This window comes from Thalassospira sp. GO-4 (assembly GCF_023588965.1).
In the GTDB taxonomy this organism is placed as follows: domain Bacteria; phylum Pseudomonadota; class Alphaproteobacteria; order Rhodospirillales; family Thalassospiraceae; genus Thalassospira; species Thalassospira povalilytica.
In genome coordinates, this window is the sequence record NZ_CP097807.1 from 4,314,103 (window position 1) to 4,327,135 (window position 13,033).

15 protein-coding genes and 3 tRNA genes are annotated in these 13,033 nt (G+C 54.2%); 14 read left to right on the plus strand and 4 right to left on the minus strand.

Translation table 11 applies throughout. The annotated features are described in order from the left end of the window. Nucleotides 1-248: 248 nt before the first annotated feature. On the plus strand, nucleotides 249-1,280 hold the full coding sequence (locus M9H61_RS19575; RefSeq protein ID WP_250282478.1) for an NAD-dependent epimerase: 1,032 nt from the start codon (nucleotides 249-251) through the stop codon (nucleotides 1,278-1,280). Between the two features lie 6 nt (nucleotides 1,281-1,286). Beyond that, nucleotides 1,287-2,570, plus strand: a complete 1,284-nt coding sequence (locus tag M9H61_RS19580; RefSeq protein ID WP_250282479.1) for an oligosaccharide flippase family protein — start codon at nucleotides 1,287-1,289, stop codon at nucleotides 2,568-2,570. Nucleotides 2,571-2,700: 130 nt separating this feature from the next. Here the strand turns inward: M9H61_RS19580 and M9H61_RS19585 are convergent. Then, nucleotides 2,701-2,775 (minus strand) — tRNA-Thr (locus tag M9H61_RS19585). A 29-nt stretch (nucleotides 2,776-2,804) separates the two neighbouring features. Next, a tRNA-Thr gene (locus tag M9H61_RS19590) sits at nucleotides 2,805-2,879 on the minus strand. Nucleotides 2,880-3,079: 200 nt separating this feature from the next. Here M9H61_RS19590 and M9H61_RS19595 point away from each other — a divergent pair. The 7 genes from M9H61_RS19595 (at nucleotide 3,080) to M9H61_RS19625 (ending at nucleotide 8,330) form a co-directional block, all read left to right on the plus strand. Further along, a complete protein-coding gene (locus M9H61_RS19595) occupies nucleotides 3,080-3,241 on the plus strand; it encodes a hypothetical protein (RefSeq protein WP_170310115.1) in 162 nt (53 codons plus the stop codon). Between the two features lie 180 nt (nucleotides 3,242-3,421). Further along, nucleotides 3,422-3,976, plus strand: a complete 555-nt coding sequence (gene dcd, locus M9H61_RS19600) for a dCTP deaminase (protein ID WP_062956196.1) — start codon at nucleotides 3,422-3,424, stop codon at nucleotides 3,974-3,976. Nucleotides 3,977-4,058: 82 nt separating this feature from the next. Then, on the plus strand, nucleotides 4,059-5,351 hold the full coding sequence (murA, locus tag M9H61_RS19605; protein ID WP_101245767.1) for a UDP-N-acetylglucosamine 1-carboxyvinyltransferase: 1,293 nt from the start codon (nucleotides 4,059-4,061) through the stop codon (nucleotides 5,349-5,351). Between the two features lie 61 nt (nucleotides 5,352-5,412). After that, nucleotides 5,413-6,072: an ATP phosphoribosyltransferase gene (gene hisG, locus M9H61_RS19610; protein ID WP_068519595.1), complete on the plus strand. Its 660-nt coding sequence runs from the start codon at nucleotides 5,413-5,415 to the stop codon at nucleotides 6,070-6,072. Further along, entirely contained in the window at nucleotides 6,062-7,357 is a 1,296-nt protein-coding gene (gene hisD / locus M9H61_RS19615) for a histidinol dehydrogenase (protein ID WP_250282481.1), read from the plus strand. Before hisG ends, hisD begins: the two co-directional genes overlap by 11 nt. A 43-nt stretch (nucleotides 7,358-7,400) precedes the next feature. Next, nucleotides 7,401-7,877: a UPF0262 family protein gene (locus tag M9H61_RS19620; protein ID WP_068519597.1), complete on the plus strand. Its 477-nt coding sequence runs from the start codon at nucleotides 7,401-7,403 to the stop codon at nucleotides 7,875-7,877. 6 nt (nucleotides 7,878-7,883) lie between these two features. Then, nucleotides 7,884-8,330 carry an arsenate reductase ArsC gene (locus M9H61_RS19625; protein ID WP_068519598.1) on the plus strand — a complete coding sequence of 149 codons (447 nt, stop codon included), beginning with the start codon at nucleotides 7,884-7,886 and terminating at the stop codon, nucleotides 8,328-8,330. A gap of 5 nt (nucleotides 8,331-8,335) precedes the next feature. Here M9H61_RS19625 and M9H61_RS19630 read toward each other — a convergent pair whose 3' ends face one another. Beyond that, nucleotides 8,336-8,827: a GNAT family N-acetyltransferase gene (locus tag M9H61_RS19630; RefSeq protein ID WP_250282485.1), complete on the minus strand. Its 492-nt coding sequence runs from the start codon at nucleotides 8,825-8,827 to the stop codon at nucleotides 8,336-8,338. Between the two features lie 274 nt (nucleotides 8,828-9,101). Here M9H61_RS19630 and infA point away from each other — a divergent pair, with 274 nt between their 5' ends. The 5 genes from infA (at nucleotide 9,102) to M9H61_RS19655 (ending at nucleotide 11,834) form a co-directional block, all read left to right on the plus strand. Continuing rightward, a complete protein-coding gene (gene infA, locus M9H61_RS19635) occupies nucleotides 9,102-9,320 on the plus strand; it encodes a translation initiation factor IF-1 (protein WP_007092059.1) in 219 nt (72 codons plus the stop codon). Between the two features lie 146 nt (nucleotides 9,321-9,466). Next, nucleotides 9,467-10,048 (plus strand): nucleoside triphosphate pyrophosphatase, encoded by a 582-nt coding sequence (locus tag M9H61_RS19640; protein ID WP_250282486.1) that lies wholly within the window; start codon nucleotides 9,467-9,469, stop codon nucleotides 10,046-10,048. 2 nt (nucleotides 10,049-10,050) lie between these two features. After that, nucleotides 10,051-11,451: a ribonuclease E/G gene (locus M9H61_RS19645; protein ID WP_250282488.1), complete on the plus strand. Its 1,401-nt coding sequence runs from the start codon at nucleotides 10,051-10,053 to the stop codon at nucleotides 11,449-11,451. Nucleotide 11,452: 1 nt separating this feature from the next. Beyond that, nucleotides 11,453-11,653, plus strand: a complete 201-nt coding sequence (locus M9H61_RS19650) for a DNA gyrase inhibitor YacG (protein WP_101245772.1) — start codon at nucleotides 11,453-11,455, stop codon at nucleotides 11,651-11,653. Nucleotides 11,654-11,758: 105 nt separating this feature from the next. Next, nucleotides 11,759-11,834: transfer RNA gene (locus M9H61_RS19655), tRNA-Phe, on the plus strand. Nucleotides 11,835-11,891: 57 nt separating this feature from the next. Here the strand turns inward: M9H61_RS19655 and M9H61_RS19660 are convergent. Next, nucleotides 11,892-12,908: a hypothetical protein gene (locus tag M9H61_RS19660; RefSeq protein ID WP_250282490.1), complete on the minus strand. Its 1,017-nt coding sequence runs from the start codon at nucleotides 12,906-12,908 to the stop codon at nucleotides 11,892-11,894. Nucleotides 12,909-13,033: the final 125 nt, after the last annotated feature.

Here is a 13,033-nt window from a genome sequence, read left to right on the forward strand (position 1 = left end):
GCTATTCGGATTTGCTATGGTTTGGCCCGCTGCAATCATTGATGTCGAAGAGGTTTCCAAGTTTTAACGCAAAAGACTATACATCGCAGGTTATCAGAAAATGCGCACGGAGTCTTGCACCGGATTCCAATGCCGGTGTGGGGCGCTCATGTCTTGCGCAGCGTGTGGCTTGCTGATATCAGGAAAGCCAAATTTCGGCGGTACGGTAATCGTCGCTGCAATCAATTCAATCAGGAATTCATACGCATATGTCCGACTTTGTTATACCCGCCAACGAAAAAGTACTCGTTACGGGCGCAGCAGGTTTTATTGGTTCTCACCTTTGCCTGAAATTGCTGGAACAGGGGGCAACTGTCGTCGGACTGGATAACGTCAATGACTATTATGATGTTAACCTGAAAGAAGCACGACTTGCCCGTCTGGAAGGCAAGCCCGGTTTCAAATTTGTGCGTATGGACCTTGAAAACCGCGAGGGTATCGCGGATCTGTTTGCAACGGAAAAACCGACATATGTTGTGAATCTGGCTGCACAGGCCGGGGTGCGGTATTCAATCGAAAATCCGCATGCCTATATCGATGCGAACCTTGTCGGTTTCACCAATATTCTTGAAGGGTGTCGCCACAACAATGTGAAGCATCTGGTCTATGCTTCAAGCAGCTCGGTATATGGCATGAACACGGAAATGCCTTTCTCCGTGCATCACAATGTCGATCACCCGATAAGCCTTTACGCAGCATCCAAAAAAGCAAACGAGCTGATGGCGCATACCTATAGCCATCTCTATCGCTTGCCGACGACAGGTCTTCGTTTCTTCACGGTGTATGGTCCGTGGGGACGTCCGGATATGGCCCTGTTCCTGTTTACCAAGGCGATTCTTGAAGGGCGTCCGATCAACGTCTTCAACGAAGGCAAAATGCGGCGTGATTTTACCTATATCGATGACATTGTCGAAGGTGTTTACCGTTGTATTTCCACGGTTGCCCAACCAAATCCGAACTGGAATTCGGCCAAACCCGATCCGGCGACCAGTTCCGCGCCGTATCGCGTGTTCAATATCGGCAATAACAGCCCGGTCGAATTGATGTATATGATCGAGACCATCGAAAAGGCATTGGGCGTTACGGCCGAAAAGAATATGCTGCCGATGCAGGATGGCGATGTGCCGGCGACCTATGCCGATGTCGAAGCACTGACCGATGCTGTCGGCTTCAAACCGGCAACATCGATTGAAACCGGGATCGGCAACTTTGTTGAATGGTACCGGTCTTTTTACGGGTAAGATAACTTGAAATTTGCCGCGATCTTCGTGCTGTTCGCCAATGCGTTTTCGGCGGGCATGATGTTTCTGGCCAGCGTGTTTATCTCGCGCTATGGCGGCAAGGATCTTTTCGGCTTCTTCTCGGTCATACTTGGGTTGATTATCTCGGCTGCTCCTGTCGTAACGTTCGGCATGGATACCGCGATTGTCCGGTTCTTGCCCAAATATCGCGAAGAAGGAAAACGGCGGCTTGTCAGTGGCATGCAGCGCTTTGTTCTGGCGTTCGCAGCACTGTTGTCGATCCTTGGCGGTATTGTCCTGGCGACCATTCTGGTCCATTTCAGAAACTATAGTCTTGAGATCGGGTTTGCGGCTGGCGTGTGCTTGCCGTTGGCTGTCATTCTTTCGGTACTGCAGGGTGCAATTCGTGCTGATGCCAATGTTTCACGCGCGGTAGTGGGGGAGGCCGTCGTAAGGCCCCTGATCTTTGCCGTTTGTCTTCTTTCGCTCTATTTTTGGCTGCATGGGGAACTGACCCTGCTTAGTGTCGTCAGTTCTTATGCCATTGCACTAAATGTTGCGATGGTATCGGCGCTTTACCTTGTAATCAGGGGTGGGCACATCAAATGGCGCAGCGCCTTTCATCCAAGGATGGCAGACATCCGACTTTGGCTTCAGCTTGGTCTGAATGTTCTGTTTTCCCAACTTTCCATCGCACTGCTGAACCAGTCGCCTGTCGTGCTTGCAGGTGTGCTATTATCCGCATTTGATGCCGGCGAAATTGGCGCGGTCATTCGTTTGGCGATGCTTGTTGCCTTTGCCTTGACGGCCGTGAATTCGGTCGTGGCACCGTTTCTTTCAAGGGCCATGGCCAAAGATGATACCTGGGAATTGCAGTCCCTGGTTTCACGCGCGACGGGCTTTTCCTTGCTGGTGGCAGTGCCTGTTTGCGGTGCTTTCTTTATCTTCGCGCCGGAATTGCTGTCGCTGTTTGGTAACGATTATACCGGTGCTGTCCCTTATTTACGGATGATGCTGATTGCCTATGCGGTTCAGGCCGCGTGCGGACCAAGTGTTGCGCTGCTCAATATGACGGGCATCCACAGGGCAATGACAAAAATTGTTTCTGTATGGGCAGGATTGACCGTAATTGGTTTGGCTGTTGCCATGCTTCAGGTCGGCATGTTGGGTGGCGTTGTCATTGCCGCCGTGTCTGTTGCCGGTTATCCACTAATCCTTGCAATCCTGTGTCGTAAGACGCTTGGGGTGGATCCGACGGTACTGTCATTGCGCTATTTGGTCGCTAGGTAACCTGCCAGCACGCTCTCGCCATAGTGCAAAGTCTGCTGGCGTTGTCGAGCGCGCAAGAAGGGAGGATGCGATTTCTGCGAACTGCAGCGCATCAGGCATTTGCCATCATTGGCAATCTATTTGGGGGAAATGGTGCTGCTGGGGAGATTTGAACTCCCGGCCTCTCCCTTACCAAGGGAGTGCTCTACCCCTGAGCTACAGCAGCCCGATATCATCAGGCAAAACGATGGGGGATGGTGCTGCTGGGGAGATTTGAACTCCCGGCCTCTCCCTTACCAAGGGAGTGCTCTACCCCTGAGCTACAGCAGCGTATGCCCCATGCGGTGCGGGCGGGTTATAGGCCACGGATCAGCAATTGGTCAAGCCCGAAATATGCGAAGTTTTCCGAATGATTGTCCAAGGCTGCTTTTCGCCCTGTTTTCGTCAAGATCGGCTGTAATTTTTCGCCTGCTGTTTTATAACAGGTCCAAGGATTGAACCCGTACGCACACCGGAACCCAAATCGAACCATGACTGCAAAGAAATCCGATATCCGCCCGGCGGTAAATGAAGAACGCCTCAAGCGTGAGGCCGAAGCTCTTCGTGCCAATCTGGCCAAGCGCAAACAACAGCAGCGATCGCGCAAGGAGAGCGCTGGCGACTCTGATACCAAAGGCAGTTCGAACGAGTAGCACGGTAACTAGGTTGCGAAGCTGCCACCCGTTGTCGCCGGCCTCAAAGCGGTGCGATCGCACCAGGCAGCCATAAAGCGCTTAACGGCGTATCGTTTGGTTGATCTTGAAGGTCAGGCACGGGTAAAACCGAAGGTGCAGAAAAGCACAGGGACTGTTTCGCAACAAAGGGGTGGCACTATGTCGGTAAGACCGGATCACTGGATACGCCAGATGGCGCAGGAAAAAGGCATGATCGAGCCGTTCGTTGACGGCTTCAAGCGCGATGGTGTGATCTCCTATGGTGTCAGTTCTTACGGCTATGACGCCCGTGTTGCCGACGAGTTCAAGATTTTCACCAATGTCGACTCGGCCATTGTCGATCCCAAGGAATTTTCCGATGACGGGTTCGTCAATCGCCAGACCGATGTCTGCGTGATCCCGCCCAACAGTTTCGCACTGGCGCGCACCGTGGAATATTTCCGCATCCCGCGCGACACACTTGTGATCTGTCTTGGCAAATCGACCTATGCCCGTTGCGGCATTATCGTCAATGTCACCCCGCTTGAACCCGAATGGGAAGGGCATGTGACGCTGGAATTTTCAAACACGACACCACTTCCGGCACGTATTTATGCCAATGAAGGTGCCTGTCAGTTCATTTTCCTGAAAGCCGAAAGCGAATGCGATACCTCCTATGCGGATCGCGCAGGGAAATATATGGGCCAAAAAGGTGTCACATTGCCGCGTCTGTGATAAAGGCATGGCAACCAATCTGGCATCAAGATGCCAAGACGCGCGTTCGCTGCGCGAGCAAGCGCAGCACAAAGAGGATTGAATGGACAAGATCAAGATTTCCGGTGGTCGCCGGTTGCAGGGCAAAATTGCAATTGGCGGCGCCAAAAACGCGGCACTTCCCCTGATGGCAGCCGCCCTGCTGACAGATGAAACGCTGACCCTTTCCAACCTGCCGCATCTGGCGGACATCACCTCGATGGCGAATCTTCTCGCCCAGCATGGTGTAGCGTTGCATCTGAACGGGCATGCGCCCAATGGCGGGCACACTGGCCGCGTTCTGGAAATGACCGCCAAGGAAATCACGTCGACAACAGCACCCTATGACCTTGTTCGCAAGATGCGTGCATCGGTTCTGGTATTGGGTCCGATCGTTGCACGTTGCGGGATTGCCCGTGTGTCGCTGCCGGGCGGCTGTGCGATCGGTAACCGTCCGGTTGACCTGCATCTCAAGGCACTCGAAGCCATGGGGGCTGAAATCCACCTTACAGAGGGCTATATCGAAGCTCGCGCACCCGAAGGCCTGAAAGGCGGACATGTCCTGTTCCCGCAGGTTTCCGTCGGGGCGACTGAAAATGCGCTGATGGCGGCATCGCTTGCCGATGGAGTTGTCACGATTGCCAATGCTGCCCGCGAACCCGAAGTCGCGGATCTTGCCCATTGCCTTGTTGCAATGGGGGCGGAGATTGAGGGTATCGGCACTGACACCCTGAAAGTTACCGGCAAACCGCGCCTGCATGGTGCGGAATATTCGGTTGTGCCGGACCGTATTGAAACCGGGACCTATGCGATTGCAGCGGCCATCACCGGCGGTGAGATCGAGTTGACCGGAACCCGTATGGATCTGATCGAAAGCCTGGTTGATGCGATGCGCAAGGCCGGCGTCGAGATCGAAGAAACTGCTGACGGCATGAAAGTACGGGGTAACCGTGCGACCCTTCGCGGTGTTGATGTCATGACCGAACCCTATCCGGGGTTCCCGACCGATATGCAGGCCCAGTTCATGGCGCTGATGTCGGTTGCCAATGGCGCTTCGATGATTACCGAGACCATTTTTGAAAACCGCTTCATGCATGTGCCCGAACTGGGACGCATGGGGGCGGATGTGAATGTGCATGGCCGATCCGCAATCGTACGCGGTAGTGCAAAGCTTTCAGGTGCCGAAGTGATGGCAACCGATCTGCGTGCATCGGTATCCATGGTGCTTGCGGGCTTGGCAGCCGAGGGCGAGACGGTTATTAACCGTGTCTATCATCTTGATCGCGGCTATGAGCGGCTTGAAGAAAAACTTGCGGCCTGTGGGGCGCAAATCGAACGTGTCCGCGTTCCGGCCTGATTTGCCGGTGGTGATCGCACAGCGATCGGGACAACAGACAAACGCGTAAGGCGACTGATTTATGAGTGACGAAAAGTTGGTGCTTGCCCTGCCTAAGGGGCGCATTCTTGACGAGGTGATGCCACTGGTCCGATCCGCCGGGATCGAACCGGAAGCGGCATTTGATGATCCGAAATCCCGGGCACTTCGGTTTGCCACCAATCATCCGCATATCGATATCATTCGTGTTCGCAGTTTTGATGTTGCAACCTTTGTTGCGTTTGGTGCTGCCCATATCGGTGTATGCGGCAATGATGTCCTGATGGAATTTGACTATCCCGATATTTACGCGCCGCTGGATCTGAATATCGGGCATTGCCGTCTGGCTGTTGCCGAACCCGAAGACATGATTGATGGCGATGATCCGTCACGCTGGTCGCATGTTCGTGTCGCCACCAAATATCCGCACGTAACCCGGACCCATTTTGCAGCCCGCGGTGTGCAGGCCGAATGTATCAAGCTTAATGGTGCGATGGAACTGGCCCCGACACTTGGTTTGTGTCGTCGTATTGTTGATCTGGTATCGACCGGCAATACGCTTAAGGCCAATGGCTTGCGCGAGATTGAACATATCGCCGATGTGACATCGCGTCTGATTGTGAACCGGGCTGCTCTTAAGACACGCCCGACTGATATTCAGCCCTGGATCGACCGTTTCTCCGAGGTAGTCAATGCCGCTTAAGCTTTCCATTACGGACGCCAATTTCGAGGAAGACTTTGTCAAGCTTCTGGGCATGAAGCGCGAATCGGATGCCGATGTTGATGCCGCTGTGGCTAATATCATTGCCGACGTTCGCGCACGTGGTGACGACGCCGTTTGTGAATATACCAATCGCTTTGACCGTCTGAATATCGATGCCAAGGGCATGGCGGTCAGTGCTGCCGAAGTTGATGCCGCGATTGCCGATATTGATGCGGACTTGCTTAAATCGCTGGAACTGGCCGCCGAACGTATTGGTGCCTATCACGCCAAGCAAATGCCGGCAGATGAACGTTACACCGACGAAGCCGGGGTTGAACTTGGCTGGCGCTGGCGCGCCGTTTCAGCAGCCGGTCTTTATGTGCCCGGCGGTTTGGCATCCTATCCGTCATCTGTTCTGATGAATGCGATCCCGGCCAAGGTGGCCGGTGTTGAACGCCTTGTCATGGTTGTGCCGACCCCGGATAACAAAATGAACCCGCTGGTTCTGGCCGCAGCCCGCATTGCCGGTGTCGACGAAATTTACCGTATCGGCGGCGCACAGGCGGTCGCAGCCCTTGCCTATGGCACTGAAACCATCAAACCGGTCGACAAGATCGTTGGTCCGGGCAATGCCTTTGTTGCCGCGGCCAAGCGTCGCGTTTTCGGTCAGGTCGGCATTGATATGATTGCCGGTCCGTCGGAAATCCTTGTGGTTGCGGATGGCAGCAACGATCCAAGCTGGGTCGCAGCCGATCTGTTGTCGCAGGCTGAACATGATCCGGTTGCGCAGTCGATTCTGATTACCGATGACGCCGGATTTGCCGATCGCGTGCAACAAGCCATTGATACGCATCTTGAAACGTTGCCACGTGCAGAAATCGCGGGCGCAAGCTGGCGCGACTTTGGTGCAATTGTCTTGGTCGAAAATCTGTCGCAGGCTCCGGCCCTTGTGGATCGGATCGCACCGGAACATCTTGAACTGGCGGTCGATGACCCGGACGCCCTGGCAGAAGACATTCATCATGCCGGCGCGATTTTCCTGGGTCGTTACACGCCGGAAGCCATTGGTGACTATGTCGCCGGGCCGAACCACGTTCTGCCAACCGCCCGTTCGGCACGGTTTTCTTCCGGTCTTGGGGTTCTGGACTTCATCAAGCGTTCTTCGCTGATCAAGTGCACACCCGAAAGCCTTGCCAAAATCGGGCCGGCCGCAATTGCACTGGCAGAAAGTGAAGGTTTGCAGGCACACGGACTTTCAGTAGCGATCCGGTCAAACCAGATGTAAGCTGTTGCAGTGCAGCGCGTAAGGGGACCGCAGGGAGAAAGCCATGGCTTCAAATCAGTGTATCGCCGGTATTTATCTTGATGAAAAATACAAGGTGCGTCGCCGTCCCGAGGTCGAGCACGAGCAGGCTGTGGCAATTTACGACCTGCTGGAAGAAAATCACTTCGAGCCTGCTGGCGGGTTCGAAGGCCCGTATTCGGTTCATATGCGCATCGAAGACAATCGCATCTATATGGATGTGCGTGGCGATGATGACAGTGAAAACCTGACCACCATTCCAGTGCCCTTGTCGCCGTTCCGCCGGATCGTCAAAGATTACTTCATGATTTGCGAAAGCTATTATGACGCAATCAAGAAGGCGAGTGCAGCCCAGATCGAGACGATCGATATGGCGCGGCGCGGCCTGCATAACGAAGGGTCGGAGCAATTGCGCGAGCTTCTGACCGACAAGGTGACGATTGATGAAAATACGGCCCGTCGCCTGTTTACGCTGATTTGTGTTCTTCACATCCGGGGTTAAGGCGACGTGGCAGAAGAACTTCCCGGCTCGGTTCTTTTTGCCTGCAGTTACAATGCCGTTCGTTCCGTGATGGCGGCAGCACTGTTGCGTCATTATCACGGAACACGCGTTTATGTTGAAAGTTGCGGCGTACGTGCGGGCGATGTTGACGGTTTTGCCATCGCCGTGATGGATGAAATCGGGCTCGATATTTCATCCTATAAATCCAAGACATTTGATCAGCTCGAAGACGGGTTCTTTGACCTGATTATCACCATGTCGCCCGAGGCCCAGCACCGTGCGGTGGAGATGACCCGCACGATGGCCTGTGATGTCGAATTCTGGAATACCTTTGACGCCACCATGATCGAAGGATCGCGCGAAACCAGACTTGATGCCTATCGTCAGGTCCGCGATCAGATCAAAAAGCGCATCCTTGACCGTTTCCCGGTCGGCCCGGCACCGAAAATCTAGAAATATCAGCTGGCCTCTGTTGCCAGATGGTCGAATGCCGGTCCATCAAGAACGAAAATCCGTTCATCACTTGCGTGACGCATCCCAAGCTTTTCGTAAAATCGTTGGCCCACCATATTTTCGGCATCAACCGACAGCCGGATATAACTTTTGCCGGATGCACGTGCCCGGCGGGCAACATTGGCAACAAGATGCCGGGCGAAACCGCCCCCGCGATGAGACGGCGCGACATAAAGGTCCTGGATATAAAGCCCGGCTTTGCCGCGAAAGGTTGAATAGCTCGGAAAAAACACACAAACCGCGACCGGTGTCTGGTGATCGGTTGCGATCAATGCTTCGAATGCCGGGCTGTCGCCAAAGCCGTCACGGACCAAATCATCGGGCGTACTTCTGAATTTGTCCTCACAGCCGGTAGTTTTGGCGATTTCAAGCAGCATGGCATGGATGGCGGGGGCGTCGGGCTTTTGGGCCAAACGAATTTCCGGGTGGCGGGGCATCCGTATTTTCCTTTGAAACGGGGCGATTGGTTGTTGGAACAATACGCGGGCACAAGGCCGGGGCAAAGGATCAATCACCATTTATGTGGGCATGTTAGCACTCCGGATAAGGGGCGCAACCCCGCACCGGTCCGATCAAATATTGCTGCCATGCCAAAGATGCAGTGCTGAGACGCCCGCCATGACATGCGAAAGAACTTGACCTTTTGCCCGGTTCAGAGCAGTTTGCGCCCCACCGGTATTTTGATATTGCAATACGAAAGCTAGGAGTCACATGGCTAAAGAAGACGTTATCGAGTTTCAGGGCACCGTCGTTGAACTTCTGCCCAATGCGATGTTTCGCGTGAAGCTGGACAATGACCACGAAATCCTTGCCCACACCTCGGGTAAAATGCGCAAGAACCGTATTCGTGTTCTCGCAGGGGACCGTGTCAGCGTCGAAATGACCCCTTATGACCTGACCAAAGGTCGTATCACCTTCCGTTTCAAGTAATCTGGAACCAGTTCCAGCGCAAATTGACCTTGTCTGGCGCGCAGTTTACCCTTTGCGCCCAAGGCAACTTGTTGCTGTTTACGGGGATGTGCATCTTTGAGCACGTCAATCCCACGGTTTAAGATCCGATATCCGGGAGCCACGTCTTGTCGAAACTGATACTGGCATCTGCATCGCCGCGCCGTCTTGAGCTGCTTGCGCAGATCGGAATTGTGCCAGATCAGGTGGTCCCGGCAGATATCGACGAAACACCCACGGCCGATGAAAGTCCGCGCCGGCTGGCGCTTCGCCTTGCCGAGGAAAAAGCCCGTGCTGTTGCAAAAGGCAATGGCGGGGCTTTTGTGCTTGCGGCGGACACAGTGGTCGCATGCGGCAACCGGGCCTTGGGCAAGGCCGAGGATCAGGCCGAAGCCCGCAAGTTCCTGACACTGCTTTCGGGGCGTCGCCATCGTGTTTATGGTGGCATGTGCCTGATTGCACCGGATGGCACGGAACGGTCGCGTGTGATCGAAACACAAGTCAAATTCAGAAATCTCGGGCACGAAGATCTGGATCGTTATTTGTCGCATGATGAATGGAAAGGCAAGGCAGGCGCCTATGCCATCCAGGGACATGCGGCAACCTTTGTAAAGGCGATTTCCGGGTCCTATTCGAATGTGGTCGGACTGTCACTGTGCGAGGTGGATGGTCTGCTGCGCGGCCTTGGCTATCAAGCAAAAGAGGTCTGATCATGTCGGCTGGCGGACAAAACCGGGACCGCCTGCTGATTGATGCGATTGCGCTTGAACGCAGGGTCGCGCTGATCAGGAATGACCGCCTTAGCCGTCTGTGGATTGATCGCGGCGGCCCGGCACGGTTTGATATCCATCTTGGACGTGTTTCCAAAATTCTTCCTGAAATGGCGGCCGCAATGGTTGCCCTCGATGGTTTGGAAGACGGCTTGTTACCGTTTGACCGCCATGACGGGTCGTTGCACGAAGGCCAATGGGTTGTGGTTCAGATCGCCCGCCTTGGTTTTGAAGACAAGGGCGTGAAACTGACTGGACGCATCGCGATCGAAGGTGTCGGGATGATCTTGCGTCCTGGTGGTCGACTGATTGAGTTGCCCAGAAAACTCAAAGATCCGCAACAGCGCGCCAACCTGCTTGCGATCCTGAAAAACATCCAGTCACACGACGATGGCATCATGTTGCGTTCCGGGGCCACAGATTGGGACGAAGACGCGATTGCCGGTGAATACCGGCTGCTAAGCGCCCAGTGGCAAAAGGCCGAGGCCGCCCTGGCAAACCCGCGTAAACCGTTGCTGGTCTGCAAGGCGCAGTCGGAACTTGATCAGATGATCGAACGCCATCTGATGGCGGGGCAGGAATGCCTGGTCGACGGGGTCGATGAATTTGTTCGATTGCGCGGCATGTTAAAGGCACGCGGCAAAGCCGAAGATCATCTGTTGCGCCATGGCGGGTCACGTTTACTGTTTGATGATCAGGACATCGAGGCCGATATTGCCAATGCCCTGATTTCAAAAGTCGACCTTGCAGGGGGCGGGTGGATCGCAATTGATCAGGCAACAGCGTTATGTGCGATTGATGTCAATGGGGCCGGCGCAGATAGCGGACGTGATCCGGAATCCCGTGCAATAGACGTCAATCTGCGGGCCGCGGACGAAATTGTCCAACAGATCAGGCTGCGCAATATTGGCGGTCTTGTCGTGATTGATCCGTTGCGGATGAAAAGCCGTGCCGGGCGTGACAAATTTGATGCCGCGATCAAGGCCGCGTTTGGGCCGGAACTTGATGGTGCCGTGCAAATTGGCGGATTTACCAGGCTAGGTCTTTATGAATTCAGCCGTCAGCGCGCCGGCGAATCGCTGGCAGCACGGATTCTGGTCACACGGAATCAGGCACAGCTTAATGCTGTTTCTGCATTGAACAATGTCTTGCGAAATGTGGTCGGGGAAAGTCGCGCGGGACTGGCGGGAACGGTGTGTTTGTATGTTGCCAGTGGCATTGCGCAAAGACTTGCTGAAAGTGACGATGCGCGCCAGATACTGATCAGGGCGTTTGGAACGGTCCCGCAAATCCTGGCCGATCCGGCCCTTGAAAACGATAGTTACCGGTTGGAAAAGAATTAGGATGACCCAAGAAAATACAACGAAAACAGTCAGCTCCGAGTGCGTGGTTTGCGGCAAGCCGGCAGACGACAAATACAAGCCGTTCTGTTCCAGACGCTGTGCGGATCGCGACCTTGGGAAGTGGTTGAATGAAAGCTATGCAATTCCCGCGACCGAGCCGCCGGAGTATCTGGAAGACCTTGAAGATGAAGAAGAATTTTAATCGCAAAAAAAATGCGATTTGAGGCTAGACAAGCCCCAAAGGAGTTTGTATAACCCCGCTCGTTCCGCAGGGAACACTCCGGAGACGGAGACGAAAGTCGGATTTGCCCAGGTAGCTCAGTTGGTAGAGCAGTGGACTGAAAATCCGCGTGTCGGTGGTTCGAGTCCGCCCCTGGGCACCACTTTCGGTAGCCAAAAAAACCCGGCCTTATGGCCGGGTTTTTTGTTTCTCCATCCTGTCAGCTGTCGGTATTCGGAAGCCACAAGGTAAAAGCAACGGCTTTGTCGTCCTGATCCGTTCCTGCGCCCGTCAGGTTGCGCTTTCGATCCAGTGTGAAGGTGCCCGACGCAAAATCGCCCTTGTCGCAATTGGTAAACCAGCTGCCTTCGGCCGGGCTGTCATATTTGCTGACACTCAGCTGCATTTTGCAGTTGGCGTTGTTGCGGCCGACAAACTCCATTGATCCTCCATAATCCTTGAGGCTGATCTGGGTATCAAGATAACCGTCGGAAAAGCCATCGCCCCAGGTCATCGCGAAAGTGCGTTTGTAATCGCCTTTTTTCACGGTCGCCCAGTCGCTGTCTTCAAAGGATGAGGATTGCGATGCGGCTGATTTGCGGGCAGGGCATTGCTGTTTCGGAAGTGCGGCAACCTGCGCGCCATAGGCGTCGCGATCCTTGACCAGGCTGATGCCCTGAATAAGCTTGGTCATGTTCAGATCGGGCTGGCCGCAATAATAGACGCTGACCACGGCATCGATCCCGCCATGATCATTGTCATAGATCTTCTGCCCGCGGGTCGCACGAAAGCCGAATTTGGCAACCTTGCACTCGGAAATGTTGCCGATATTGGCATCCGCGTAATAGCCGACGGCACGACCGTTATCGTTTGACGTAACCGGATAGGTTTTCAGGATTTCGATATTGTTCTTGGCAAATTCGGCCCGAAATTCTTCTTCGTCTTTGAGTTTCTGTTCGGTTTGCTGGGTAAACCAGACATCAAACGTATAAGAGCTGGTCACAATCCCGTTGCCACAGCCCAATTCCCACTTTTCGTTCTGGACCTGACCGTTGTTGCGGTCGTTCTGTTCAAGCTTTGTGACAGGAATGTTTGAAATGGTCGGAACGTTGAACCGCGATTTGCCGATCGGCTGTTCCTGCCATTCCGAAAAAGAATAATTCCGGGTTGTCTGGCACCCCGCCAACAACAGGGTGGTGCCAATCACGGCAAAGCCGATAAGTTTTTTGGTCTGCATTTTTGCCCTCAATTTTTAATGTCCCGCAAACAGCATAGGGATGTTTGATATCTCTGGGACCTGATCAAAGGGGTGGGAATGCGATTTTAGTCCTGTACTTTCAGATGGTTGCTGGTTTTCCATGC

Bases quoted from the DNA above. Each gene is read 5' to 3' on its own strand.
- M9H61_RS19575 (WP_250282478.1), top strand. From the start codon at position 249: ATGTCCGACTTTGTTATACCCGCCAACGAAAAAGTACTCGTTACGGGC.
- M9H61_RS19595 (WP_170310115.1), top strand. From the start codon at position 3,080: ATGACTGCAAAGAAATCCGATATCCGCCCGGCGGTAAATGAAGAACGC.
- dcd (WP_062956196.1), top strand. From the start codon at position 3,422: ATGTCGGTAAGACCGGATCACTGGATACGCCAGATGGCGCAGGAAAAA.
- murA (WP_101245767.1), top strand. From the start codon at position 4,059: ATGGACAAGATCAAGATTTCCGGTGGTCGCCGGTTGCAGGGCAAAATT.
- hisG (WP_068519595.1), top strand. From the start codon at position 5,413: ATGAGTGACGAAAAGTTGGTGCTTGCCCTGCCTAAGGGGCGCATTCTT.
- hisD (WP_250282481.1), top strand. From the start codon at position 6,062: ATGCCGCTTAAGCTTTCCATTACGGACGCCAATTTCGAGGAAGACTTT.
- M9H61_RS19620 (WP_068519597.1), top strand. From the start codon at position 7,401: ATGGCTTCAAATCAGTGTATCGCCGGTATTTATCTTGATGAAAAATAC.
- M9H61_RS19630 (WP_250282485.1), bottom strand. From the start codon at position 8,827: ATGCCCCGCCACCCGGAAATTCGTTTGGCCCAAAAGCCCGACGCCCCC.
- infA (WP_007092059.1), top strand. From the start codon at position 9,102: ATGGCTAAAGAAGACGTTATCGAGTTTCAGGGCACCGTCGTTGAACTT.
- M9H61_RS19645 (WP_250282488.1), top strand. From the start codon at position 10,051: ATGTCGGCTGGCGGACAAAACCGGGACCGCCTGCTGATTGATGCGATT.
- M9H61_RS19650 (WP_101245772.1), top strand. From the start codon at position 11,453: ATGACCCAAGAAAATACAACGAAAACAGTCAGCTCCGAGTGCGTGGTT.
- M9H61_RS19660 (WP_250282490.1), bottom strand. From the start codon at position 12,908: ATGCAGACCAAAAAACTTATCGGCTTTGCCGTGATTGGCACCACCCTG.